31 protein-coding genes and 1 pseudogene are annotated in these 26,537 nt (G+C 33.2%); 29 read left to right on the forward strand and 3 right to left on the reverse strand.

Going from position 1 to position 26,537, the window contains the following annotated elements; all coding sequences use genetic code 11:
- Positions 1-295: 295 nt before the first annotated feature.
- From BN38_RS08995 to BN38_RS09010, 4 genes are all read left to right on the forward strand, one after another.
- The gene (locus tag BN38_RS08995; protein ID WP_044567095.1) at positions 296-499 is read left to right on the forward strand and encodes a helix-turn-helix transcriptional regulator; all 204 of its coding nucleotides are present in this window, start codon (positions 296-298) and stop codon (positions 497-499) included.
- 9 nt (positions 500-508) lie between these two features.
- Complete coding sequence (locus BN38_RS09000) at positions 509-925, forward strand: hypothetical protein (RefSeq protein WP_044567097.1); 417 nt, start codon at positions 509-511, stop codon at positions 923-925.
- A gap of 95 nt (positions 926-1,020) precedes the next feature.
- Positions 1,021-1,785, forward strand: coding sequence for an AIM24 family protein (locus tag BN38_RS09005; protein WP_044567099.1), 765 nt, complete (start codon positions 1,021-1,023; stop codon positions 1,783-1,785).
- 100 nt (positions 1,786-1,885) lie between these two features.
- A complete protein-coding gene (locus BN38_RS09010) occupies positions 1,886-2,146 on the forward strand; it encodes a glutaredoxin family protein (protein ID WP_044567100.1) in 261 nt (86 codons plus the stop codon).
- 323 nt (positions 2,147-2,469) lie between these two features.
- Here the strand turns inward: BN38_RS09010 and BN38_RS09015 are convergent, their stop codons facing one another.
- The gene (locus BN38_RS09015; RefSeq protein WP_044567102.1) at positions 2,470-2,751 is read right to left on the reverse strand and encodes a YkvA family protein; all 282 of its coding nucleotides are present in this window, start codon (positions 2,749-2,751) and stop codon (positions 2,470-2,472) included.
- 140 nt (positions 2,752-2,891) lie between these two features.
- Between BN38_RS09015 and BN38_RS09020 the strand changes: the two genes are divergently transcribed.
- From BN38_RS09020 to BN38_RS09055, 9 genes and pseudogenes are all read left to right on the forward strand, one after another.
- Positions 2,892-3,890, forward strand: a complete 999-nt coding sequence (locus tag BN38_RS09020; RefSeq protein WP_044567104.1) for a DUF4236 domain-containing protein — start codon at positions 2,892-2,894, stop codon at positions 3,888-3,890.
- Positions 3,891-3,893: 3 nt separating this feature from the next.
- Positions 3,894-4,694 carry a class I SAM-dependent methyltransferase gene (locus tag BN38_RS09025; RefSeq protein ID WP_044567106.1) on the forward strand — a complete coding sequence of 267 codons (801 nt, stop codon included), beginning with the start codon at positions 3,894-3,896 and terminating at the stop codon, positions 4,692-4,694.
- A 229-nt stretch (positions 4,695-4,923) separates the two neighbouring features.
- Positions 4,924-5,619, forward strand: coding sequence for an N-acetylmannosamine-6-phosphate 2-epimerase (locus tag BN38_RS09030; protein WP_044567109.1), 696 nt, complete (start codon positions 4,924-4,926; stop codon positions 5,617-5,619).
- Positions 5,620-5,645: 26 nt separating this feature from the next.
- Entirely contained in the window at positions 5,646-6,569 is a 924-nt protein-coding gene (locus BN38_RS09035; RefSeq protein WP_044567111.1) for a dihydrodipicolinate synthase family protein, read from the forward strand.
- 14 nt (positions 6,570-6,583) lie between these two features.
- Complete coding sequence (locus tag BN38_RS09040) at positions 6,584-8,098, forward strand: sodium:solute symporter (protein ID WP_044567113.1); 1,515 nt, start codon at positions 6,584-6,586, stop codon at positions 8,096-8,098.
- Between the two features lie 9 nt (positions 8,099-8,107).
- Positions 8,108-8,551 (forward strand): YhcH/YjgK/YiaL family protein, encoded by a 444-nt coding sequence (locus BN38_RS09045; protein WP_044567115.1) that lies wholly within the window; start codon positions 8,108-8,110, stop codon positions 8,549-8,551.
- 52 nt (positions 8,552-8,603) lie between these two features.
- Positions 8,604-9,482, forward strand: coding sequence for an ROK family protein (locus tag BN38_RS09050; protein ID WP_044567117.1), 879 nt, complete (start codon positions 8,604-8,606; stop codon positions 9,480-9,482).
- A 44-nt stretch (positions 9,483-9,526) separates the two neighbouring features.
- A pseudogene (locus tag BN38_RS11535) lies at positions 9,527-9,709 on the forward strand (MurR/RpiR family transcriptional regulator); the annotation flags it as partial.
- A gap of 48 nt (positions 9,710-9,757) precedes the next feature.
- The gene (locus BN38_RS09055; protein WP_230197770.1) at positions 9,758-10,327 is read left to right on the forward strand and encodes a MurR/RpiR family transcriptional regulator; all 570 of its coding nucleotides are present in this window, start codon (positions 9,758-9,760) and stop codon (positions 10,325-10,327) included.
- 37 nt (positions 10,328-10,364) lie between these two features.
- Here the strand turns inward: BN38_RS09055 and panB are convergent, their stop codons facing one another.
- Together panB and BN38_RS09065 are read right to left on the reverse strand one after the other, a co-directional pair.
- Positions 10,365-11,192, reverse strand: coding sequence for a 3-methyl-2-oxobutanoate hydroxymethyltransferase (panB, locus tag BN38_RS09060; protein ID WP_044567122.1), 828 nt, complete (start codon positions 11,190-11,192; stop codon positions 10,365-10,367).
- The gene (locus BN38_RS09065; RefSeq protein ID WP_044567124.1) at positions 11,189-12,100 is read right to left on the reverse strand and encodes a ketopantoate reductase family protein; all 912 of its coding nucleotides are present in this window, start codon (positions 12,098-12,100) and stop codon (positions 11,189-11,191) included. Before BN38_RS09065 ends, panB begins: the two co-directional genes overlap by 4 nt.
- A gap of 649 nt (positions 12,101-12,749) precedes the next feature.
- Here BN38_RS09065 and BN38_RS11440 point away from each other — a divergent pair.
- The 16 genes from BN38_RS11440 (at position 12,750) to BN38_RS09140 (ending at position 26,531) form a co-directional block, all read left to right on the forward strand.
- Positions 12,750-13,328, forward strand: a complete 579-nt coding sequence (locus BN38_RS11440) for a cation diffusion facilitator family transporter (RefSeq protein WP_230197771.1) — start codon at positions 12,750-12,752, stop codon at positions 13,326-13,328.
- Positions 13,329-13,901, forward strand: a complete 573-nt coding sequence (locus BN38_RS11445) for a cation diffusion facilitator family transporter (RefSeq protein WP_230197772.1) — start codon at positions 13,329-13,331, stop codon at positions 13,899-13,901. It begins immediately after the preceding gene.
- A gap of 31 nt (positions 13,902-13,932) precedes the next feature.
- On the forward strand, positions 13,933-14,928 hold the full coding sequence (locus BN38_RS09075) for an NADH:flavin oxidoreductase (protein ID WP_044567126.1): 996 nt from the start codon (positions 13,933-13,935) through the stop codon (positions 14,926-14,928).
- A 319-nt stretch (positions 14,929-15,247) separates the two neighbouring features.
- Complete coding sequence (locus tag BN38_RS09080; RefSeq protein WP_044567128.1) at positions 15,248-16,513, forward strand: ATP-binding protein; 1,266 nt, start codon at positions 15,248-15,250, stop codon at positions 16,511-16,513.
- A gap of 656 nt (positions 16,514-17,169) precedes the next feature.
- Positions 17,170-17,352, forward strand: a complete 183-nt coding sequence (locus tag BN38_RS11450; RefSeq protein WP_230197773.1) for a hypothetical protein — start codon at positions 17,170-17,172, stop codon at positions 17,350-17,352.
- 108 nt (positions 17,353-17,460) lie between these two features.
- The gene (locus BN38_RS09090) at positions 17,461-19,059 is read left to right on the forward strand and encodes a hypothetical protein (protein ID WP_044567130.1); all 1,599 of its coding nucleotides are present in this window, start codon (positions 17,461-17,463) and stop codon (positions 19,057-19,059) included.
- 44 nt (positions 19,060-19,103) lie between these two features.
- Complete coding sequence (locus BN38_RS09095; RefSeq protein ID WP_049944489.1) at positions 19,104-19,889, forward strand: type I restriction-modification system subunit M N-terminal domain-containing protein; 786 nt, start codon at positions 19,104-19,106, stop codon at positions 19,887-19,889.
- A gap of 159 nt (positions 19,890-20,048) precedes the next feature.
- Positions 20,049-20,822: a replication initiator protein A gene (locus BN38_RS09100; protein WP_044567132.1), complete on the forward strand. Its 774-nt coding sequence runs from the start codon at positions 20,049-20,051 to the stop codon at positions 20,820-20,822.
- Complete coding sequence (locus tag BN38_RS09105) at positions 20,819-21,646, forward strand: ATP-binding protein (RefSeq protein ID WP_044567134.1); 828 nt, start codon at positions 20,819-20,821, stop codon at positions 21,644-21,646. The genes BN38_RS09100 and BN38_RS09105 overlap by 4 nt, the downstream gene beginning before the upstream one ends.
- Complete coding sequence (locus BN38_RS09110) at positions 21,639-22,124, forward strand: PcfB family protein (protein WP_044567137.1); 486 nt, start codon at positions 21,639-21,641, stop codon at positions 22,122-22,124. The genes BN38_RS09105 and BN38_RS09110 overlap by 8 nt, the downstream gene beginning before the upstream one ends.
- A complete protein-coding gene (locus BN38_RS09115) occupies positions 22,121-22,855 on the forward strand; it encodes a BRO family protein (RefSeq protein WP_044567139.1) in 735 nt (244 codons plus the stop codon). Before BN38_RS09110 ends, BN38_RS09115 begins: the two co-directional genes overlap by 4 nt.
- The gene (locus tag BN38_RS09120; protein WP_044567141.1) at positions 22,848-24,644 is read left to right on the forward strand and encodes a VirD4-like conjugal transfer protein, CD1115 family; all 1,797 of its coding nucleotides are present in this window, start codon (positions 22,848-22,850) and stop codon (positions 24,642-24,644) included. The genes BN38_RS09115 and BN38_RS09120 overlap by 8 nt, the downstream gene beginning before the upstream one ends.
- 18 nt (positions 24,645-24,662) lie before the next feature.
- Entirely contained in the window at positions 24,663-24,938 is a 276-nt protein-coding gene (locus tag BN38_RS09125; RefSeq protein ID WP_044567143.1) for a hypothetical protein, read from the forward strand.
- A 190-nt stretch (positions 24,939-25,128) separates the two neighbouring features.
- Positions 25,129-25,440, forward strand: coding sequence for a single-stranded DNA-binding protein (locus BN38_RS09130; RefSeq protein ID WP_044567145.1), 312 nt, complete (start codon positions 25,129-25,131; stop codon positions 25,438-25,440).
- Position 25,441: 1 nt separating this feature from the next.
- Positions 25,442-25,657 carry a Maff2 family mobile element protein gene (locus BN38_RS09135; protein ID WP_044567147.1) on the forward strand — a complete coding sequence of 72 codons (216 nt, stop codon included), beginning with the start codon at positions 25,442-25,444 and terminating at the stop codon, positions 25,655-25,657.
- Between the two features lie 10 nt (positions 25,658-25,667).
- The gene (locus BN38_RS09140) at positions 25,668-26,531 is read left to right on the forward strand and encodes a VirB6/TrbL-like conjugal transfer protein, CD1112 family (protein ID WP_019138740.1); all 864 of its coding nucleotides are present in this window, start codon (positions 25,668-25,670) and stop codon (positions 26,529-26,531) included.
- The last annotated feature ends 6 nt before the right edge of the window (positions 26,532-26,537 follow it).

Raw genomic sequence — 26,537 nt, forward strand, 5'->3', positions numbered from 1 at the left:
ATGGCAAAACAGTCAGTAGGATTTGGAGACCACTATCAAGCGGTTGCCAAAACCACAGGACTACATCATATAAACAAAGAAATCCTCGCAAAGCGAGGACTTCAAAGTTGTTTGGATTATTATTTGAATTAAACCGCTGTATGCCGAACGGCACGTACAGTGGTGTGAGAGGGGCTACATGTTAGCTCCTACTCGATTGTGGAAAAAATTTTTGACATTTAAAAACAACTTTGGTACTATAAATGTAACATATTTAGTACTATAAATGTAACATTTTCTATGAAAGGATAAGCACGTGGAAGTTCAAATAGAAAATAGAATTGCAGAATTTAGAAAGGAAAAAGGCCTATCTCAGCATAAGCTAGCAATAGCTGTTGGTCTAAAGAGGAGATCGATCATGGCCTATGAAAACAACACCATAAGCCCAACACTTGAAACAGCCTACAAAATCTGCAAGGTCTTGGACAAGGATATCAAAGAAGTATTTATTTTTAAATAGGAGAAGATAATGGGACTATTATTTAACGATACAAATGAAATAAAAACAAAGGTTAAAGAAAACTTTGGCGATAATAAAAATTTCCTAGTAGCAATGAAATATAATGATACAAAAACAGGACTAGGAAAACTTGTAATTAGTAATCTGCTATATACAATGGATTCGGCAAGAACATTTATCCTATACTTCAGCCCAAAAGGCATATATGAAAAAGAAATAAGCAATTCAAGTAAGGGAAATTTTACTCTCTTGTCAGCAAATGAAATAGAAGACTTTGAAATAGAAGAAAAATCTAACAAAACAATTATAAACTTACTACACTTAGGTAAAAAGATAAGCTATGAAATTCCTTATAAGGGCAAGATTTTCATGGATAACGAGAAAAATTTACAAATCTTAAAGGCAAATAATTGGAATATGATTTAACATTCAAAATTTAAAATAATATTATCATTAATAGATAGATTTAATATGTTTAATAATAATTTGATATAATAAATTCAAAAGTATAAGGAGAACTTATGTATAAGATTGAAAATTTTCTAAACAATGATGATATTGACGTAACTTACCAGATGGGTGCCTTTAGAGTTGCTGAGTACAAGAGAGACCTATCAGTTACCAAAGAAACTGCCCAAAGAGAATACTTTGCCTCACAAATGGGTGTTAGATTAAAACAACTAGTATGTGACCTAAAACAAAGCCCAGTTACTGTACAAGCGGGTGCTATGCAATGGATGATAGGAAATGTAAATGCTAGTTCTGGCATCAAAGGAGTTGGTGATTTTATAGGCAAAAGTTTAAGAAGTACAGTTACCAAGGAAACTGCTGTAAAACCAGAATACCATGGAACAGGCATGATAGTCCTAGAACCTACTTATAAATATATAATTCTTATAGATGTTGGAGCTTGGAATGGATCAATCGTCCTAGAAGATGGATATTATTTGGCCAGTGAAGCAAGTCTCCAACATAAAATAGCAACAAGAAGTTCATTTTCATCTGCTGTTGCCGGTGGAGAAGGACTATTCAACCTAAGCCTTAGGGGAAATGGCGTAGTTGCCCTTGAGTCACCAGTAGCTAGGAATGAATTAATCGAAATCGACCTAGTTGATGATGAACTAAAAATAGATGGGTCATTTGCCATAGCTTGGTCGGGATCATTGAAATTTACAGTAGAGCGCTCAACAAGTTCGCTAGTGGGATCGGCAGTAAGTGGAGAAGGCTTGGTGAATGTATACAGAGGAACAGGCAAAGTTTTGATGGCACCTGTTGACTTTAATTAAAAATATTTTTTAAAAAAGTGTTTAGGAAATCATTTGCTGGGTATAATATAAATAAGAAAAATATATTTTTCATAAACTGATGGAATAGGAGGACAGTCCAATGAAAAGTGAAGACTCACAGTTTGAGCTATATTTTAAGCCAGATTGTCCATATTGCTTGAAGGTGTTAAATTTCTTTAGAGAAAATGACATTGAAAAATTCCCATCATATAACATAGAAGATGCGACTTGCGGAGATGAAAATAAGAAAAAGTTAGAAGAAGTCGGAGGAAAGGTCCAGGTACCATGTCTTGTTATAGATGGTAAGGCAATGTATGAATCTGACGATATAATTGAATACGCAAAAGAAAATCTTCTTTAAGATAAAATATGTAGTAAATGATTGCTATTAAGCCTCGGTTGAAACTTAGAGAATAAAAGAAAGTGGATAAGTCCAATGTACACACTTCAGTTTTGATATGGCGATATGAGTAATTAAAGAAATTTGCTTTGAAGAATACAACTAAACCCAAGCTTTTAAGATTATTATAAAAACAGGAGTCAACAATACCAGTTGATGCTAGGATAAATCGCAAAGTAAGAAAATAGTCAAGACGACTTATCTAGCCCTTGTTTGGAGAATGATTTTAATAGATGCTTGGGTTTTTTAGTGCAATAAAAAAATCCAGGCATAGCCTGGAAATTTTAATCCATTTCTTGATAATTAATATCTTCTATTTCATCCTTTTTTTCATCCATAACAGTATCTGGGATCATTTTTCCTGCAATTGTAAACAAAATAGCCATTACAATTGCGTCGTCAAACCATCCTAAGAATGGAACAACGTCAGCTACCAAATCTGCTGGCATTACTGCGTAAAGTATTGCTGCTAGTACGGCGATTTTTGCGCTGGCAGGTGTGTTTTTGTTAAATAGAGCTTTCATAAAAGCAGGAATGGATGTTCTGATTGTATTTAATTTATTCATAAAAACCCCTTTCTTAAAATGAGTTTAAATAATATTAACTTGTAAGATTATTATACTTGAATATTTTAAAAGTCAAGTTAATTATATTTAATGTTTATAAAAAATCTTTTCTTTGGTATAATATTACAAAGGAGAATAGTATGGGATTTAGATATAGAAAAAGTATAAATCTAGGCAAGGGCTTTAGAGTAAACATGAGCAAATCTGGGCCAGGATTTTCCTGGGGCGGCAAGGGCTTTAGGCTTACAAGAACTGCCAAGGGCAACATACGTGGAACTGCCTACATACCAGGCACGGGCGTTTCCTACCAAAAGGAATTCAAAAACCCTTTTAATAATACCAAGGCCCAAAAGGCCACAACTAGCAAGAAAAGAGAGGATGTAAGCAATAATTCCAAGAATTTTACTAATGATATAGGCAATATCAAATCAGGAGATATGGGAGAGCTAGTAGCAGCCAAAAATCAAAACAAGACCAATAAAATTATTGCTGGAATATTGGTTCTCGCAGGAATAGGACTTGCAATAATAAACCCACTATTTTTGATCATATCAGCCCTAGGACTAGTCTTTGGCCTATATAGCAAAAATAATGATACCATAAAAATAGACTACGACTTCACCGATGAAGCAGCCAAAGAACTAAGCCAAACCAACAAACTCCTAGAAGGAATTATGGAATCAGATGAGGTCTGGCTAGTCACAGAAGCAGAAGAACTAAGCGATGAAACGGGCGCAGATATGAAAATCCTATCTCGCATGCCAATAAGCTACTACAAGGGCAACGAAGAGATAGAAACAAATGCAGAGACCTTTACCCTAGACGCAACATCTAGCAAATTTATATTTTTGCCAGATTCTATAGTAATAAAAGAGGGAAACAAGGTAAATGCCTTAAACTTCAAAGACATAGACATCAACCTAGGCAAAATGACCTTCCTAGAAGACCAGACTCCAGCAAAAGATGGCACAGTACTTGGCAAAACCTATGAGCATACCAACAAAGACGGCAGCCCAGATAGGAGATATAAAGAAAATAGAGAAGTTTATCTAGTAGAATACGGATTCTTGTCCCTATATAACTCAACTGGCTTAGATACTCTGATAGTATTTTCTGATACGGTTTTGGATGGGGAGTAAGAAATGGACATAAATGATATTTTGAAAATCACAGATGATCTTAAAAGAAATGACGAACTATATAAAATATTTGATGAAGAAAAAAGACTAGAAAGTAAAGCTGGATCAGTAGAAAAAATAACAACAATTAATGAAATTGATAAACTTATAAACAGCAAAACAAAAGTCCTAGATATTGGGGCAGCAACAGGTGTATATAGTCTTTATCTAGCAGAAAAAGTAGATGAAGTCGTATCATATGAGCCATCTAGTGCTAATTTTTCAAAATTAGATGAGAAGATTTCTCAAGGAAATATTAAAAATATCAAAGCTTACAAAAAGTCATCCATGGATATGGGTGATCTACCTAGCAATTACTTTGACTTAGTATTACTTTTTGGTCCAATGTATCACCTGTCAAATGAAGAAGATAGGCAATTTACCCTAAAGCAGGCCAAAAGAGTATGTAAGAAGGGTGGTCATATCTTAATAGCATTTATAAATCACGATATGATTCCAATGACAGAAACTAAGTACAATCCAAATTTCATGTCAACAGATCTTTTTGACCAAGGAAAATTGAGGGTTAAAAACACTCCATTCATATATTTCACTCTAGATGAATGCACAAAAATGCTAGAAAAAGAAAACTTAAAAATAAAAGAGAGGATAGCAAGCGACGGATTTTCTGAAATTTTAGCAGATAAAATTAATCAAATGTCAGAAGAAAGTTTCTCCACATACTTAGCTTGGCACCAAAGCCACTCAAAAAATGAAAATCTATTATCAGCAAGCAACCACTTTTTGTTTGTGTGTGAAAATTAATAGAATAAAGCTGGTGAGCAGTTCATCCTGTATTATCAGCTTTTTTGTTTGCAAAAATAATGGTCATATCATTTTCCTGTTTTCCTGAATTCACTTTCACCAAAAACTTAAGGAAAACGGGAAAATGTTATCTTTTTTTGCTTGTTACTGAAAGTAATTTCTGAATGTAGCAAGTAAATTGAAATTATATTCAAGACGGTATATAATTTCCTTAAATGAGGAGGAAGGAATGAGTGATAGTAAAAAAATTGAATCTTTGAAGGGTAAGCTCATTGTTTCTTGCCAAGCCTTGGCTGATGAACCTTTGCATTCTTCATTTATTATGGGAAGGATGGCAAGGGCTGCCAAAGTAGGTGGGGCAAGTGGCATCAGAGCGAATACTAGCGAAGATATTAGAGAAATCCAAAAAGAAGTGGATCTTCCAATTATAGGCATAGTTAAAAGAGACTATGACGATTCGAAAGTATACATAACACCAACTATGGCTGAAGTTGAGGAACTTATACCAACTAATGTAGATATAATAGCCCTTGATGCTACAGGAGACCTTAGACCAAATGGACTTATCCTTGATGATTTTTATAAGGAAATCAGAGATAAATATCCTGACCAATTGTTGATGGCCGATTGTTCTACTGTCGAAGAAGCCATCCACGCAGATGAACTTGGCTTTGATTTTGTTGGCACAACCTTGGTTGGATACACAGACCAATCTAGGGAAGATAAGATCGAGGCAGATGACTTTGCTATACTTAAGAAGATTATCAAAAATGTAGGTGCAAGGGTCATTGCCGAGGGCAATATCAATACGCCAGAAAAGGCAAAGAGGGTTATAGACCTAGGTGCTTATAGTGTAGTTGTTGGTTCAATAATAACTAGACCACAAGTTATTACAAAGAATTTCGTTGATAAATTAGCAGAATAATTAATATTTTTAAAGGAAAGGACATTATGAGAAATTTAGATAAATACAAGGGAGTTATTCCAGCATTTTATGCTTGTTATGATGATGAGGGCAACATTAGTCCAGAAAGAGTGAGAAATCTTACAAAATATTTTATAGAAAAAGGCGTTAAGGGTCTTTATGTCAATGGTTCTTCTGGAGAATGTATCTACCAAAGTGTTGAGGATAAGAAAATCGTTTTAGAAAATGTCATGGAAGAAGCAAAAGGCAAATTAACAGTTATTGCCCACGTAGCTTGCAACAACACAAAAGATTCTATGGAACTTGCAGCTCATGCAGAAAGCCTTGGAGTAGATGCCATAGCTGCTATACCACCTATATATTTTAGACTACCAGAATATGCTATAGCAGAATATTGGAACGACATATCATTAGCTGCTCCAAATACAGACTTTGTAATCTACAACATCCCACAACTAGCAGGTGTTGCACTTACACCAAGCCTATTTGCAGAAATGAGAAAAAATCCTAGAGTAATAGGCGTTAAAAACTCATCTATGCCAGTTCAAGACATACAAATGTTCAAGCAAGATGCTGGCGAAGATTACATCATCTTCAACGGTCCAGATGAACAATTTATCTCAGGCCGTCTAATCGGTGCTGAAGGAGCAATCGGTGGAACATATGGTGCTATGCCAGACTTATTCTTAAAGATGAACGAACACCTAGTAAATGGCAACTTAGAAGAAGCTAGAAAGATGCAATATGACATCAATGCTATCATCTACAAGATGGTATCAGGCCATGGCAATATGTATGCAGTTATAAAAGCTATACTTAAAGAAAATGAAGGCCTAGAACTTGGCTCTGTAAGAAAACCTTTAGCAGGACTTATAGATTCTGATCAAGCTATAGTAAAAGAAGCAGCTGCCATGATCGATAAGGCTCGTGAAAAATACATCACAAACTAAATCAGGAGAAACTTATGCAAGGATTTACAAATATTGATTTAGCAATACTAATAGTCTACTTAGCGGCTGTTCTATTTGCTGGTCTTCACTTCTCAAAAAAAGAGATGAAGGGCAAGGAATATTTTAAGGGAGATGGATCCATACCTTGGTGGGTAACATCAGTATCCATCTTTGCAACCCTACTTAGTCCTATATCTTTCTTATCCCTTCCAGGAAACTCATATGCAGGCACTTGGCTTATGTGGTTTGCCCAATTGGGTATGATCATAGCTATTCCATTTACAATCAAGTTCTTCTTGCCTATCTATAGCAGACTTGATATTGATACAGCCTACCACTATCTTGAACTAAGATTTAAGAGCAAGGGCCTAAGAGTTCTTGGAGCTATAATGTTTATCATCTATCAAGTAGGACGTATGTCTATCATCATGTATCTACCATGTATGGTACTTTCTAAGCTTATGGGCATTAGCGTAGATCTATTGATAATTATTATGGGAGTTATTGCTATCATATATTCCTACACAGGTGGACTAAAATCAGTACTATGGACTGACTTTATCCAAGGATCTGTCCTATTAATTGGTGTAACTTTCGGATTAATATACCTAATTTCTCATATAGATGGGGGACTTGGTGCAATAAACTTAGAACTGTTCACCAACCACAAATTTTTAGCCGTAGATCAACCAATGTTCGACCCAAATATATTTAGAGATAGTGTATTTTTATTAATAGTTGGTGCAGGATTAAATACAATTGGTTCATATGTATCAAGTCAAGATATTGTACAAAGATTTACAACGACAACTGATACTAAGAAACTTAACAAAATGATGAAAACTAATGGACTCCTTTCCATATTTATATCAACAGTATTTTACCTAATAGGTACTGGATTATTTGTTTTCTATAATGTCCAAGGCAACCCTTTGCCACCAGCAGCTCAACAAGACCAAATATTTGCATCTTGGATAGCTTTTGAACTACCTGTAGGTGTTACTGGATTATTACTTGCAGCCATATACGCAGCCAGCCAATCAACCCTATCAACTGGCCTAAACTCAGTAGCATCAAGCTGGACCCTAGATATTCAATCAAGATTAAACAAAAAAGAGCTATCATTTGAGCAACAAACCAAAATCGGTCAAAGAGTATCATTAATAGTTGGTATATTTGCTATAATCGTATCAATAATACTAGCTCACGGTTCCATCAAGTCAGCCTATGAATGGTTCAACGGCTTCATGGGTCTAGTACTAGGCATATTAGTAGGTATATTCATACTAGGAGCATTTACAAAAGTAGCAAATAAGTTCGGAGCAAGCCTAGCCTTTGTTGTATCATCTTTACTAATGGTATACATCAAATACTTTGTAGATCCAGCAAAAGTATCATTTTGGTCATATTCCATTATTTCAATAGTAGTTTCCCTAGTGGTTGGAGTAATTGGGTCTATAATCTACAACAAAGTTAAGGGAGTAGAAGACCTAGCACCAGCTGGCACAACAATTTATAAGGCAAAATAGGAGAAAAATATGATATTTGGAAATATAGCAAACTTAGAAAGCTACCTATCAGATGAGATCATAGCTGCCATTGACTACTACAAGGCAAATGACCTATTAGCCTATAATCCAGGCAGCCATCCAATCGATGGAGACAAGCTTTTTGTAAATATAGCAGAATATGAGACGACAAGTCCAGAAAATAGGTTCTGGGAAGCCCACAAGGACTACCTAGACTTGCACATAATCTTAAAAGGAAGAGAAAGAATCGACCTAAACTTCCTAGAAAATATGAAGCCAGGAGCTTATGTAAAGGAAGACGACTTCTTGCCTATAGAAGGAGAAAGCAAGACTTCCCTTATCCTAGAAGAGGGTGATTTTCTCATATGCTATCCAGACGATGGACATATGACAGGCCTTAAAGCTTGCGGGCCAGAGAAGATTAAAAAGGCCATATTTAAAATAAAAATTTGACAGGGGCAGATTTATCTGCCTTTTTGTCGATTATAAAAACAAGGAGAGAGACTTGAAAAAATATATCAGCATTGACATAGGTGGGACCTACATAAAATACGGGCTAATAGATGATGAGGGCAATATTATCGAAAAACACGAGACGGCAACCCAGGCCCAAAAAGGTGGAGAAGAAATCCTAAAAAAGGTCCTAAATATCATTAAAGATTATATGAAAGCCCAGCAAATCGAAGCAGTAGCCATATCCACAGCTGGCATGGTCGATAGGGAAAATGGGTCCATTCGCTATGCCTCAAAGCTCATACCTGACTACACAGGCATCAACTTCAAAAAACCAATTAAGGAAAAATTTGGCCTTAACTCTTCAGTAGAAAACGACGTCAACTGTGCAGGCCTTGCCGAATACATATCAGGAGCAGGCAAGGATAGCAAGATTGCTCTTATCCTAACCATAGGAACTGGCATAGGAGGTTGTGCCGTAATAAATGGTGAGGTATACCAAGGAGTATCAGGCTCTGCCCTAGAAGTAGGTTATATGAAAATAAATAATGGCACATTCCAGTCCCTAGGCTCAGCAAAAAGCCTAGTAGAAAAAGTGGCAAGAGAAAAAAACGAGAGTGTAGAAGATTGGGATGGTAAAAAGATCTTTGACCTAGCCAAGAAATCTGACCCCATATGTACAAAGGCCATAGATGAAATGTGCCAAGCCCTAGCCATAGGCATAGCCAATATCTCCTATGTACTAAACCCAGATACAGTAATACTAGGAGGGGGCATTATGGCCCAAGAAGACTACCTATATGACATAATAGATGGCAAACTTAGAGAAAACTTAGCAGAGCCAATCTATGAGCAAATCAGCCTCAAATTTGCTAAACACAGAAACTCAGCAGGTATGCTGGGGGCTTTCTATAATTACAAAAACAAGTAAGGAGGCCAGCCATAGACTACCGCAGAAAATCAGTTATTGAAAATATAGAATCAAACTATGAAAACTTCACACCAGTAGAAAAAAACATTGCTGATTTTTTCATTCACAATAATAAAAAGGGAGACTTTGCAGCCAAAAAATTAGCAGAAAAACTATTTGTATCCGAAGCCTCTCTATCAAGATTTGCCCAAAAATGTGGATTTAGAGGCTATAGGGAATTTATCTACGAGTATAAGCAAAATTTTGTAGTAAAACAAGAAGTTATCACCCAAAATGTGAGCAAAGTACTGACAACCTACCAAGAACTATTGAACAAAACATATTCGCTAATAGACGAAAATCAAATCAAAAGAGTCATAGACTATTTTAATAGTAGCAATAAGGTCTTCGTATGTGGTAAGGGATCATCAGGTCTTGCAGCAAGCGAGATGAAAATGAGGTTTATGAGGATAGGAGTAAACATAGACTCCATCACAGACACAGATCAGATGAAGATGCGAGCTGTCTTTCACACAGCAAATAGTCTAATCATAGGTCTTAGCATAAGTGGGGAAACAGAAGAAGTCCTATACTTTTTAAAAGAAGCTCACAAGAAAAAGGCCAAAACTGTTCTAATCAGCTCACAAAATAGGACTGAACTAAAAGACTACTGCGACGAAATAGTCCTAGTCCCATCACTCAAACACCTAAACTACGGCAATGTAATCAGTCCCCAATTCCCCCTATCAGTAATGGTAGACCTTCTCTACTCCTTTTTCGTAGACGAAGATAAAAACATCAAAGAAAAAATGCACGGGGATACTCTAGAAGCACTAAATGTAGGCTACAAAAGAGAAAACAAATAGGGGCTGTAAGCACAACCCCTTGTTTTTCTAAAATTTATTATAAATCGCTTAAGTCCACATCCCTATTAAAAGAATATTCTTCACTTGGGAATTGGCCGCTAACAGACTCATCGTGGTAAGCATTGAGGCCCTTTAACATCGCTTCTCTAACATTGGCAAATATCTTTACAAATTTTGGTTTAAAATCTGGATACATACCAAGCATATCTTGTAAAACTATAACTTGGCAATCCACATCTTTTCCAGCGCCAATTCCTAATATTGGCACAGAAACACTTTCAGCAATCTTCTTGCCAACAACACTTGGAACACATTCCAAAACTATAGAAAAACAACCAGCTTCTTCCAAGGCCTTGGCATCATCAATAAGTTTTTTGGCAGAATCCCTGGTAGTTCCCTGAACCTTAAAACCACCAAGCATGGTTGAAGATTGAGGAGTAAGACCAATATGGCCCATGACAGGAACACCTGCATTAATTATCGCCTTGATAGTATCAACGTATTCCACTCCACCTTCAAGTTTTACACAATCACAGCCAGTTTCCTTAAAAATCCTCACAGCATTTTCAACAGCCTTTTCCTTGGAAATTTCATATGAACCAAAAGGCATATCAACAGTAATAAAAGTATTTTTTGCTCCCCTAACAACAGCACTTCCATGGTGGATCATATCATCAACAGTAACAGGAACTGTAGAATCATAACCAAGCATAGTCATGCCCAAAGAGTCCCCAACCAAAATAATTTCCACATCACTCTCATCAACTATAGATGCCATAGTATAATCGTAGGCAGTAACATAAGCAAACTTTCTCTTCTCTTCCTTGTATTTTTTAAAGTCCAGTATAGACATTTTCTTTTTCATATATTTCCCTCCTTAGCCTTAATCAACAATGTTATAGCTTCGTTATAAGGACAAGTCATACCCTTTGACATAGCCTTATCGACAATGACCTTGTTGATTTTATCAATCTCGCTCTCGTTCTTCTTCAAGAGATCAGCCCTCATTGAAGAAGTATTTTTCCCGGTTTTCTTTGCGGTTTCAATAACCCTATCAAAAATTTCTTCCTTATCAAAATCATATCCATACAAGTTGAAAATATGGCAAGCCTCACTAACCAGAAGCTTAGACATCTCTCTGGCATAAGAATTTTTGTATATACAAGAATTTTCCTTATCAGCAAGAGCTGTAATAGCGTTAATGCCAATATTTATGAACAACTTTTCAATCATCAATTTTTCAATATTTTGACTAATTTCAAGGTCAAAACCAGAATCGATGAGGACTTTTTTTACAATATTTAGACTGTCTTTGTTAAAATCATTCTCACCCAAGAAACTTTTCCCACTACCAGCATGAAAAACTTTCCCATAAGAAAGAATAGTTGAACCATGGGTAGTAGAGCCAATCACAACATGACTTTTATCTTGAAACATTTCCAAATCCTTGTCATTACCATAACCATTTTGTAGGCTTACAAGAATAGTATCATCAGAAATCAGATGAGAAATATTTTCTAAAGCCTCCATATTTTTGATGGATTTTACAAAAGAAAAAATAATATCGGGCTTAGGCAAATTTTCATCATACATATATGCAGGAATATTATAAAAATGACTAGAATTGTCATTTTCAATAAGCTCTATGCCGTCTTTATTAATCTTATCGATCTTTTCTATCTTGTGATCAATAAGAAAAACTTCGTAAATTTTTGACAAATAGCAAGCAAACAAAGATCCCATAGCACCTGCACCAAGTATAGCAATTTTCAAAATTACCTCCAAAATTTATCGAAAAAATCCGACAAAATAAATTGAGATAGCACTTAACACCATACAATCTAGTATTATCTTTAAAATTATTAAACAATTTGATGCCTTCTATAATAAAAAGTAAAGCTCAAATCAATCTTTATCCAAATATCATCTCCTAACAAAAAAAGCACGCCATAATTGTCTATAATTTAACAAAAAACAAAAATAGCATGCTTAATAAACACTGTATTTTGAGTCTCATTAAATATATAAGCTCAATTTTTTCAAATAAAAATGGTGTAAGAGTATAGTTTTGCATTCAAATACTATCTCTTATCTAATTATAACAAGAATTTAATATTTTACAAAAGTAAAGTGCCTTTCATAGGGAATAAACCTTCATAAAAGCAGAAAATATCCATATTAGCTATAGTTTAAGATTTATATTAAGAAACATTTTTTAAAGATAAGAGAATATTTATCAATTGCTGGAGGATATCTATCCAAAAATGCTAGCTGTGACATAGTTAAATTTATTTAGAATTATTAATTTTGTAATCACTTGATTTATGACAAGTAAAAAGCGCACATGTTTATTATTAGAGCAAAACAGTATAGTATTTATAAACAAAAATGATAATTATACAGGAAGTAGAAAGTTAATAAATTGAAAAGATTTGAAGATTTTAAGAAACTAGATCAACTAGAAAAAGAACGAGAAAATAAAATTATAAAAACTAGCATATTTGGCATCATTGGCAATGCAGTCCTTGCAATATTTAAAATATTTATAGGAATGAAATCAAATTCCATAGCTATACTAGTAGATGCAATCAATAACTTATCAGATGCAGGAAGCTCTGTTATAACCATTGTCGGAACCAAACTTGCCGGCAAAGAAGCTAGCAACAAGCACCCTTTTGGCTATGGTAGGATAGAATACCTATCTGCTATGGTGATATCAGTCATCATCCTATACGTAGGTATAACATCCCTAGTAGAAGCAGTAAAGAAAATATTTAACCCCATAGAGCCATCATATAGCCTTTTGAGTATTATAATAGTTATCCTATCTGTTATAGTAAAACTAGTTATAGCCCACTATTTCCTAAAGGTAGGCGATGAGGTCAAGTCCGACTCTCTCATAAACTCAGGTGAAGATTCCAAACTTGACTCTATAGTATCATTGTCAATTCTCCTAGCCGCAGGCATTTTTGTAATGTTTAATATTTCCCTAGAAGCCTAATTGGGAGCTATCATATCTATTATCATTATAAAATCTGCCGTAGATATGCTAAGCAAAACTATATCACAACTTTTAGGAGAGAAAATCGACCCAGAATTTGCCCAAGAAGTAATCAAAACAGTAGAAAACTTCCCAGGGGTAGAGGGAGCAAGCGCTCTTGTCCTTAACAATTACGGGCCAAACGACTGGAATGGGTCTATCGATATAGGAGTGCCAGAGACCTACACAGCGGAAGAACTTGATGAGATCATTAGAGATATTCAGCTAGAAGTCTACTACAAGCATCAAATAATGCTCACAGCAGTAGGAGTATATCCTATCAACGCCATAAATCGCCACATTACAAGCATCAAAGACCAAATCAAAGAAATAATCTTCTCCCACCAATACATCAACGGCATCCATGGCCTATATGTTGATGAGAAAGATAAGGAAATCAGATTTGATGTCATAATAAGCCTAGATGCAGCAGACAGGCTAAAAGTCTTAGAAGAACTTGTAAGCGATGTGAAAAATCACTTCCCAAACTACAACATAGAAGTCTTCCCGAATGTGGACTACACTGACAGGTAAAATTTATATAAAGGTGAAAGTAGAGGTATATATGCAAATATTTGAAGAGATAAAAGCTAAAAATATAGATTTTAAAAATAGGATTATCATGCCACCAATGGCTACAGCTAAAGCAGATGAAAATGGTCATATCTCAAAAGAAATACTCGATTACTACGAAGAAAAAACATCCCATGGATTATTTTCACTAGTGATAGTCGAACACAACTTCATAGCTCCCCTTGGCAGGGCAAGCGGGAGGCAAGTATCCATATCAGACGATTCATCTATAGAGGGACTAAAAAAACTTGCCAAAGTCATCAAAGACAATGGTTCAAAAGCAGTCGTGCAAATTAACCATGCAGGTAGCGCTGCTAGAGAAAAAATAATAGGTCAAAGGCCAGTTGGTCCATCAGAGATCAAAAACCCTTCCCAAAAAGATACAGAACTACCAAGAGAGCTTACAATAGATGAGATTAAACAAATAGAGGATAAATTTGCTGATGCAGCACTTAGGGTCAAAAAAGCAGGCTTTGATGGCGTAGAAATCCACTCAGCCCACGGATACCTACTAAACCAATTCCTATCCCCACTTACTAACAAAAGAGAAGACGAATATGGTGGGGACATCGAGGGAAGAATCAAAATCCACCTAGAAATCATCAAAAAAGTCAGAGAAAAAGTAGGAGAAGATTATCCAATATTTCTAAGACTAGGAGCAGGAGATGGTAAAGAAGCTGGCCTATCACAAAAAGATGCAGTCTACGCAGCAAAAGCTTTTGAAAAAGCAGGAGTAGATGCCCTTGACATATCAGGAGGCATGTGCCTATATTTCACCGATTATGACTACCCAGGATTCTTCGACTACCTATCAAAGCCTATCTACGAAGAAGTCAATATTCCAGTAATTCTCACAGGCGGGGTCAAAAAAGGAAAAGATATCGAAGAAATACTTCAAAGAGATGTATGTGACCTAGTTGGAGTAGGAAGAGCAGTATTTAAAGACTCTAACTGGATGGAAAATGAAGTGAAGCCACTTATAAAGTGATGCTATATAAAAAATCTTTATAAACTAAGGCTCTAAGGAGGAAGCAGAAAACTGCTTCTTTTTTTCACGAATATTTCACGTGAAACACCTTTACCACAAGTTTAATAAGAATAAATCTGTGAGATTAAATTATTCTAACAAATCTATTTGTGAGAATATATTATTTAAAAAGGGCTAGTTATAGAGCTTTATCTTATAAAGAAAATATTTGAACTAGATAAATCCGTGAGAATAATTATTCTAACACCTATTCGCACGGAATATGTGAGAATATTTCCTAATCTAACGCAGGTGTTATATAATATAGAAGAGGTGAGATATGAAAGAAACATCTAAGCTAGAGCTAAAAGAGAGAGTGACCAATTCATTTTTAAAAACTGTTAGTGCATTTTCCAATTACTATGGAGGTCAGATTATTTTTGGAGTTTCTGATAATGGAAAAATTTTAGGCCTTGATAATCCAGTAGATCAAAAATTAAATATTGAAAACAAGATAAACGATTCTATAAACCCAAATCCAGACTATAGCTTATCTATTGATCAAGATAACAATACAGTAGTCCTAACTATCAATCCTGGCAAGTACAGACCTTATTATTATGAATCTAAGGCATATGCTAGAAATGATACAGCTACTGTTGAAATGGATAAGAGAGAGCTTCAATCCATGATATTAGAAAGTTCTAATATTAGTTATGACTCCCTTGAAAGTAACAATAAAGAACTAAAGTTTGACTATCTAGAAGATTATCTAATAAGACAACTTGGTATAAGCAAGCTTAATCTAGATATACTAAAAACTCTGGAGCTTTATAGTCAGGACTACCAATACTATACGATAGCTGGAGAGCTTTTTTCTGATAATAATTTGATATCTGGCATAGATATAGCTAGATTTGGCGAAAGCATAAATATAATATTAGAAAGAAAAAAAGCAAATAATGACAGTATCTTAAAGCAACTTGAAGATAGCATGAATATTTATAGAAGTAATTATAAATATGAGAAGATAGAGGGAACGATCAGAAATAAATATGAAATGATTCCCGAAACTGCTCTAAGAGAAGCTATAGCCAATGCCCTTGTCCACAGACAATGGGATATAGATGCTAATATAAGAATATCTATGTATGGGGATAGGATTGAAATTGTATCACCAGGAGGCTTGCCAAGAGGTATAAGCCAAGAAGAATATCTAAACGGAGATTTATCAGTAATCAGAAATCCTATAATAGCTAATCTATTCTATAGATTAGACATTATAGAAAAGTTTGGAACAGGTATTAGAAGAATTAAGGAATCATACCAAGATTCATTTGTTAAGCCGGAATTTAAATTTACAGAAAATACTATAAAAGTAATTTTACCAGTGATTAAAAATATTGAATTAAGCAAAGACCAATCTTTGGTACTAGATTTAATAACGCACGGTATTAATAGTAGTAAGGAAATATCTGAGAGAAGTAAATTTAGTAGAACAAAAGTATTAGGAATTATAGAAGATCTCATTGACTTAAACATAATAGAAAAAACTGGGGGAGGCAGAAGCACTCGCTATGTTCCCTTGTTAACACATTTAAGATAAGAATATTAAAGTATACGTCTTCTTCCTATAAAATAAGTTCTTCTATATTATTAATAAGTCAACTCGATTGTAAGAAGAATAGCTATATCTAAAGATTCAAATAAAATAGAAAATCAAATAAAAAAATTATTAAAAAATAAATAATATAAGAACTTGAGCTTAGTGAAATGCCTATCTCTTTGATTGAGAGTTTAATATTTTATAACGCACACCTCATTAATTAATAGGCTGCCATATAAGATAGGAGGTAAAAGTACTCGAAGATAATTATTGTCCTACTATTCCATAGGTTGACAAATATCTAAAAAGGTGGGATTCTCTTGAGAGCTATGTTATGCAAGAAAAAGCCCTAGACAAACTATTCCTTGAAACATATCCATACAATATCGATATTAGTGAAATCCTTGTTAAAGCTTCTACATTGAATGATTTTTTATAGCACAAATATTTACTCAATATTTCAAGTAACTAAACACATTCATAACCTAAACATTGATAAAAAATTATACGATAAAGATACTACTATAGTTGATGAGATTGCGTTAGTAAATATGTATGGAAAATACAAAAACTTCTTTTCCTTGGCTACTAAGCACTGTAGTCATCACAATCTAGTAAATAATCCTATATATGATATATATGTTGAAAAGGTGTTAATGGAACTTAATAAGAGAGATGGGTTCTCTGAATCTAAAAGGAAAGATTTAAAAGACTTTCAAAAATTTAAATGCATAGTTATTGATTTCAGAGAACATTATAAATTAGAAGAATTTAACTTAAAAGATATTGACAGATATATATGTCAACTAGGGAAAGAGTTTTATACAAGAAAATACTAATATCTCTACGAGAATGCAAGTTTTATTTTTATGAAATAAAACTATTGAATATTTAAAAATAATAAAAAATAAGATTAACCAGATATAAAAATATACAAAGGATGATATATGCCAAAAAATACAACAATTTACGACTTATTAATTTCGTGCCCTGGAGATGTTTTAGAGTATGTTAGTGTAATAGAAGAGTGTGTAGAAAACTTTAATAAATCTATCGGCAACTTAAATAATATTAGATTAGAGACTAAGCATTGGTCTAAGGATAGCTATCCTCAGTCTGGAGGCAAAGCTCAGGAACTGCTAAACAATCAATTTGTAAGGAATTGCGATGCGGCCATTGCAATTTTTTGGACTAGGTTTGGTACGCCGACAGAAAAATATGGTTCTGGTACTGAAGAGGAAATAGAAGAGATGTTATCAATGGATAAGCAAGTTTTCATGTATTTTTTGGAAGCTCCAATTATCCCTTCTGAACATAATCCAGATCAATATCAAAAAGTTCAAAATTTTAAAGAAAAATATCAGAATATAGGATTATATACATTAGTAAATGATAAGGATGATTTTCATAAACAACTTACAAACCATTTATCATTATATTTCTTACAACTAATCACAAAAAAAGATACAACAGATGATAAAATGAGACCCATTTTAACAATAAGGGATTTAGATGCATCATCAGAAGATAAGGTTTCACTTGTCAAGACTAATTTACTAAAATCAAGATTTATTAAAAGAAAAAAAGACAAGATTATAGAAAATATTAATACATTAAATGATAATGTTTTACCTGTAACAAAGGATGAAAAATTAAATGTACAAGAAGGTGATATTGAAGAAAGAAATATTACCTATAAGTTTCATAGTTCCCAAAAAACTGAAAATGTTATCGATAATGTTTCTATTTTTGGTAGTGAATATGTAAAAGTTAATGATAATTGGAAAAATACTGTAAATTCATTTGCTTATAATAACGATATTAAATTACATGAAGATTTTTGGAATATAGGAAACTTAAAGATACGTAATTCTACCTATCAATCTATTTTTTCAAGTAATGGTTCATCACTTGTGGGAACTGATGAGGAAAAGAACTATTACTTTTCATTACGAGATCTATACAGGTCAATAGAAGGTTATAATCAATATGTTGATTATTTAGGATACATTGATAATGTAGACTTTTTAAAACTAAGGGTTTCTAATTTAGGAACTAAGTATGATGAAGATATTGATGTTAAATTATTGATACCAAAAGGATGTTTGCTAAAACATGATGAACTACCTTATCCAGGCATTGATATTATTGATGAAGTATTAAGTAATGGTTTTATTAACTACGCTTTCTCTTTTAAAGATAGTGATAGTTATAACAAATATGAATTTACTAAACCAAATTCCCCAAGTTTTAATAATATGAATAGATCTTTATCGTTATCTTTTTTAGAAAAGAGTAGGGATGAGCAATATGAAGATAATAAAGAAGATTATAGAGATTCGTTGGATACAATATTTCAGTATAAGATAGTAGAGAAATCAGATTCCGACGTGTTAATGTTCAATATAGACTATTTAAAGCATAATACATCAATAGCTTTTCCTTCAGCTCTTATGTTTAAAGATGTTCCTGAGTTAATTGAATATGAAATAAATTCAAAAAATATACCAGAAGTTATTAAAGGAAAACTAATCCTAAAAAATTGATACAATTGACTTTTAAAAAATTTATATACAAAAGGAGTGTGTATATGGAAACTAGTGTTAATCTTTACCAAAAATTATGGGCGGCTTCTGATGATTTGCGTTCTCAGATGGATGCCAATGAGTATAAGAACTACCTTTTAGGTATCATTTTTTATAAGTACTTATCAGACAAGATGCTAGATGAGGTTGGCAAATTACTTGAAGTTGAAAGCTCTGATCTAGTGGAGATTCAGGAAATCTATGCAGAAGAGATGCAGGGGGATGATGCTGACCTTATTACTGAGGAGCTAAGGAACAAATTTTCCTTTATCATAGGGCCAGACCATACCTTTACTCATTTTATAAAACAAATCGAGGAGGGGACTTTTCAGCTAGATGACTTGGGACAGGCTTTCAATGAAATCGAACGTTCTGATGAAGACTATATAGGACTTTTCGAGGATATTGACCTCTATTCCAACAAGCTAGGTAAGGCTCCACAAGAGAAAAACAAACGCATATCAAATGTTATGAAGCAATTTGCAGAAGTCAACTTCGCCAACTATTCTGGCGATGTCCTTGGTGATGTTTACGAATATATGCTAGCAAATTTCGCCTCAGAATCGGGAAAAAAGGCAGGGGAATTCTACACTCCACAGCCAGTATCTAGGCTTATGGCAATGATAGCTATGGATGGCAATGAGGACAAACAAGGCCTTACAGTATATGACCCAACTCTTGGGTTTCGTGTCATAATAGTGATAGAGGCAAATAGTTATGTAAATATAAGGAGTTCAAGACTTCTACCAAAGTTTAAAACTCAAAAAATAAATAGTTGGTGTGCTGCTTAGAGTATCCATTTTAACAATGGGTATTGTAAATAGCATACCAATAAAACTAAGGATTCTTTAAAGAGTCTTATTTTGTTATGAAAATTTAATATGCAAATCTCAGACGATAGAAAGTAATAATTCTGTCGTCTTTTTTTATTTCAAAGAAAGGAGGTAAGGATGAATTTTGATTATTTTTATAATAGGCAATCTGAGATGTATAACTTCATTAGGTTACCTATGGTATTAATGGAAGATGAAATTTTTGAGAGCATTTCTATTGAAGCTAAAGTTTTGTATTCATATATGCTTAATCGAATGGGTCTTTCATATAAAAATGGCTGGATAGATGAAGATGGAAAAGTCTTTATTTATTACACAATTGAAAGCATAAAAGATCAATTTAATTGTGCAAGTGAAAAAGCAAATAAATTAATAGCTGAACTTGATATTAAATCAGGGATAGGACTGATTGAAAAGAAAAGACAAGGACTTGGAAAGCCTAATAGAATTTATGTTAAAGACTTTATGAGCATATTTAATAATATGGAATTAAAAAATCAAGAAGTTCGAAAAACAAAATTCCAGAAGTTCGATAATCGAAATTCAAGAGATTCGAATATCGAAAGTCAAGATTTTCGAAAATCGGAAGGTAACTATAACAATATTAGTAATAATGAGTTAAGAAAGAATGATTTTAGTAAGGGACAAAAGCCTTATGGAATATATAAAAATATATTTTTGACTGATGAAGAATATAAGGACTTAACAAATGAGTTAGGAAGTAGAATTAATGAATACATTGATAGGTTGTCGTCATATATGAAAGCAAATAACAGAGCGTATCAAGATCATAAGGCAACGATAATCAATTGGTATCTTAATGATCAGGCAAAAAACGTTAATGACAAGTCAACAAGAAAAATGAATTACGATATAGGAGAGAGTTTATGAAGAACTTAAAAGATTTTGTATTAAGAGAAAATGATATTGAAAGAAATGGACATATTTATTGCAAGGTATGTGGTAAAAGAGTCGATGGAGAATTACTTGACCTTGGATTTACAAAGTTTATTCCCAGAATTAAATGTGAATGTGAAATAAAAAGAGATAAGGAAAATGAAGAAAGAGAAAGACTGATGAAAATATCTTCATTGAAAAGAGATTGCTTCTCATCGCATATCCAGCACCAATATACTTTTGAGAGATTCTTAAATGAAAAAGGTCAAGCTTACAAGGTTGCTTACAATTACGCCAAAAATTTTGAACAAATGAAGGAAGACAATGTTGGACTTTTATTTTATGGAGATGTTGGCAGTGGAAAGACTTATCTTGCTTGTTCTATTGCAAATGAATTAATTGAAAGAGAACAAGTTAAAGTTAAGATTATGAATTTATCTCAAGTTATAAACCAAATACAAAAATCAGCATTTAAACTAGATTCAAATGAAATAATAAGTAACCTCTCTAATATTCCCTTGTTAATTTTAGATGACCTTGGAATTGAAAGGGATACATCTTATGCAAGAGAACAAGTATATAACATTATAAACTCAAGATACTTAAAGGGTAGGCCTACAATTTTTACTACAAACTTATCATTGGAAATTATTCAAAATCCTAATATTGACCTTGAGTATCAGAGGATATATTCAAGAATACTTGAAATGACAATACCAGTTAAAGTTACGGGAGAAGATTTTAGAAGAAAAATCCATCAAGAGAAGTTAAGAAAATACAAAGAGTTACTTTTATATGGAGGTGGAATAGATGATTAATGAAGAAGTATCTAGGTCGAGTCTTAATCTTGAAGTAAGACTTGCAAAAGCAACAAGTAAAGCAATTCTTGATGCCTTAAAGAAAGTACACAAGCAAATAGAAGAACAAGGAGGCTTGAAAAATGTAATAAAAAACAATGGAGAAGAAGTAAAGCTAAAAGATATGGTTAAAAAGGGACAGTTAGAAGAAATTAATCTAAAGGATCCTGAGTTAAAAGAATTAAAGAAAATTTTAAATAAACACGGAGTGAAGTTTTCTGTTATGAAAGATAAGGAAACTGGAAACCACTCTGTGTTTTTTCAATCCAAGGATATAAAAGTAATGGAACACGCCTTTAAAAAAGCAGTTAGAGCTTCTGAAAGAAAGTCAGATAGAAAAGATTCAATAACGAAGACAATAAATAAGTTTAAAGATATGGCTAAGGATACCATTAGTAAAGATAAAGTTAAAAATAAACATAAGGAGCAAAGCTTATGATAAGTAATTTAAAAACATTTGAAAATAAGAATTTTGGGAAACTCACTGTTATAGAAAAAGACGGTGAGTTTTTCTTTATAGCAAATGAAGTAGCAACTATGTTAGGATATGTTAATCCAAGAAAAGCTGTTTATGACCATGTAGATGAAGAAGATAAGGGTGTAACGAAATGGAACACCCCTGGAGGAATACAGAATATTTCAATAATTAATGAGTCAGGATTGTATTCACTTATCCTCTCATCAAAACTGCCAAAAGCAAAAATATTCAAAGCTTGGGTAACTAGAGAAGTCTTACCAAGTATTAGAAAAAACGGAGGATATATAGTAGGGCAAGAAAAGAAAACTAACGAAGAGCTACTTGCAGATGCAATTCTAGTAGCCAATAGAATTATTGCCGAAAGAGAAGAAGAGATTGAAGAATTAAGACCAAAGGCAGATTATTATGACAAATTAGTAGATTATAATCTACTTACAAACTTTAGAAATACTGCCAAGGAGTTAGGAATACCACAAAATCAATTTATAAGTTTTTTAATGGATAAGGGATTAATTTATAGAGATAAGAAAAAGAAACTCTTACCTTATGCAGATAAGAACAAGGGATATTTTGAAGTAAAAGAATGGGTTGATCCACTAGGTACACTTGTAGGCATACAAACATTTATAACACCAAAAGGAAGACACTACCTACTAATTTTATTAGATAGCGAAGGTTTCTACGATGAATAAGGTATTAGAAGCCATTCTTTCTGATATTAAAAACTTAATTAAAATAGACAACCCAAAGAAATTTATATTATCAAACATTCCCTATTTATCCTTTTTCTACATTGGAAATATTTTTTCTAAGCACATCAATTCTTATGTAGGAGGAGATATTATTGACAGAATAATGGTGGGAATTTCTGATATAGGAACTTTATCTTATATACCAAGTATTAATCCGAGGGACTTGTTAGTAGGTATTTCAGCTGCTGCTCTTGTTAAGTTAATTGTTTATAGCAAAGGTAAAAACAAAAAGAAATATAGGCAAGGTAAAGAATACGGATCTGCAAGATGGGGAGAAAGCAAGGATATTGCTCCATACATTGACCCTAAGTTTGAAAACAATGTTCTTATAACTAATACCGAAAGGCTAACAATGAACTCAAGACCTAAGAATCCTAAATATGCGAGAAATAAAAATGTATTAGTAATAGGTGGTTCTGGATCTGGTAAAACAAGATTTTATGTAAAGCCAAATTTAATGCAAATGCATTCTTCTTATGTAGTAACAGACCCTAAAGGTACACTTGTGTTAGAGTGCGGAAAAATGCTTTATGAAAATGGATATGACATAAAGATTTTAAATACAATAAACTTTAAAAAATCTATGAAATACAATCCCTTTGCTTATCTTCGATCAGAAAAAGATATTTTAAAACTTGTGCAAACAATTATTGCTAACACCAAGGGAGATGGAGAAAAGGCAGGAGAAGATTTCTGGGTAAAGGCTGAGAAATTATATTACACTGCCCTTATCGGTTATATCTATTATGAAGCACCAGAAGAAGAAAAGAACTTTAAGACGCTTTTGGATATGATTGATGCAAGTGAAGTTAGAGAAGATGACGAAACCTATATGAACCCAATTGATAGGCTCTTTGAAGCTCTTGAAAAGAAAGACCCAAGTCATTTTGCAGTTAAACAATATAAGAAATATAAACTGGCAGCAGGGAAAACTGCAAAGTCAATTTTAATATCTTGTGGAGCAAGACTTGCACCTTTTGATATAAGAGAGCTTAGAGAACTAATGAGCGAAGATGAATTAGAACTCGATAAAATTGGAGATAGAAAAACTGCCTTGTTTGTAATAATATCAGATACTGATGATACCTTTAACTTTGTAGTATCAATAATGTATTCACAATTATTTAATCTACTATGTGATAAGGCTGATGATGTGTATGGCGGAAGACTTCCTGTTCATGTTAGGTGTTTGCTTGATGAGTTTGCAAATATTGGCTTAATTCCTAAATTTGAAAAACTGATTGCAACAATTCGTTCAAGAGAAATATCAGCAAGTATCATTCTGCAAGCACAATCTCAATTAAAGGCAATCTATAAAGATCATGCAGATACAATAGTTGGTAACTGTGACTCAACACTCTTTCTAGGAGGAAAAGAAAAAACAACAGTAAAAGAACTATCAGAAACCCTAGGAAAAGAAACCATAGACTTATATAACACATCAGAAACAAGATCCAACCAGAAATCTTTTGGTCTAAATTATCAAAAAACTGGCAAGGAACTTATGAGCCAAGATGAAATAACTGTAATGGATGGTGGGAAGTGTATTTATCAGTTAAGAGGAGTAAGACCTTTCTTGTCTGATAAGTTTGATATTACAAAACATAAGAATTACAAGTTGTTGGAAGATTACGATAAGAAAAACTTGTTTGATGTGGAAGAGTATTTAACAAATAGAAATAAGGTAAAGTTAAAATCAAGTTATAGAATAAATAGGTTAAACATTTGAGTTTATGGAGTAAGCGAAATGTGTGAAAATAGAAAATCATCTTTAATTATATTAAATATAAACGGTGAGCAGTTTATTTTGGAAAGTGATACAGAACTCACTATGGATAAGAAAAATTATATTGGAGCAATATGCGAGACAATGTACGATGAAAGTAATGAATGGTATGATGATATATACGATATGTCCCCATATGATATTGCTAAGCTATTTGAAAAAACAGTAAAAGAAGAAGTAGGAATAACTGTTACATTTAAAGCGATAGACCTTGAAGTATCGATTTTAGAAGATTAGAAATAAGGTATTAATAGGCGATAGAAATTAAAAACTCTATCGTCTTTTTTTATACTCAAAATTAGGAGGTTAAGATGGTAAGGATAAGAAGTCCCACTTAAAACAATTTAATATATAAGAAATTTAGCGATTGAAATATAAGTTCAGTCGCTTTTTTAATTGAAATTTTTAGATTAAGGAGAAGAAATTAATGGATAGAGAAATGATAAATATTAATGCAAATTTAGTTAAGGAAGCTGATTTTTCAGAATTTGAAAAAGATGGAGAAAGTGTTCAAGTAGCAAATTTTGCTCTTGTGAAAAAATATGGAAAGGGCAAAGAATATACAAATTGCTCAGTATATGGAGAAAAGGTAGAAATTGCAAAAGAATTTGAAAAAGGAGATCTAATCCATGTCTTTGGATATTTCAAAGAAAACAAAAAAGGAGATAAGGTCTACAAGAATTTTATAGTTAAATCACTAAACAAAATAGAAAATAAGAAAGAAAACGAGGAGGAATAATATGGAATTTTTTACAGCTGGAGTTGGAGTTTTAAAGACACTTGTAACTGCAATTGGTGCAGGTTTAGGAGCATGGGGAGTTATTAACTTAATGGAAGGTTATGGTAATGATAACCCTGGTGCTAAATCTCAAGGTATTAAGCAGCTTATGGCTGGTGGAGGAATTGTACTAATTGGTATTAAATTAATTCCACTACTTGCAAATACTTTAAATTAGGAGAAAGTCTATGTTTGGTATCTTTGACAAGCTAACTGAATTTTTTAAGGATATGCTACTCGGAGGTATCAAAGCAAATCTTGAGTCCATGTTCTTAGATATAAATGACAAGGTAGGAGTTATTGCGACTGATGTTGGTAAAACACCAATGGGTTGGAATGGAGAAGTATATAACTTCATAAAAAACATTAATGATAATGTGATTGTTCCAATAGCAGGTCTTATCATAACAGCAGTTTTATGTATTGAACTCATAAATATGGTTATGCAAAAGAATAATATGCACGATACAGATACTTTTGAGTTTTTCAAATACATTATAAAGATGTTTATAGCAGTCTACCTTGCAAGCCATGCCTTTGAGTTTTCAATGGCAGTCTTTGATGTGGCACAAAATCTTGTAAACAAAGCGGCAGGGGTAATCACTACTTCTGCCACTGTTTCAGGAGATCAAATAGTTGCAATGGTTGATACATTGAAAGAAAAAGATGTTGGTGCATTAATAATGATATTAGTTGAAACAAGCCTTGTAAGGATTGCAATTCAATGTATATCTTTAACTATTACCTTAATAGTATATGGGCGTATGTTTGAAATATATGTCTACTCATCAGTATCATCCATACCATTTGCGACAATGGGAAATAAAGAATGGGGTCAGATTGGAACAAATTATATCAAGGGACTTTTTGCCTTGGGACTACAAGGTTTGTTTTTGATGATATGTTTAGGTATCTACACCGTTTTAATAAGAACGGTACAGGTTACAGATATCCACGCAAGCTTGTTTAGTATATTAGGATATGCTCTATTACTTGGACTTATGATGTTTAAGAGTGGAACAGTTGCAAAAAGTATTATGAATACGCACTAGGAGGAA

Source organism: Anaerococcus provencensis (assembly GCF_000312365.2).
In the GTDB taxonomy this organism is placed as follows: Bacteria; Bacillota; Clostridia; order Tissierellales; family Peptoniphilaceae; genus Anaerococcus; species Anaerococcus provencensis.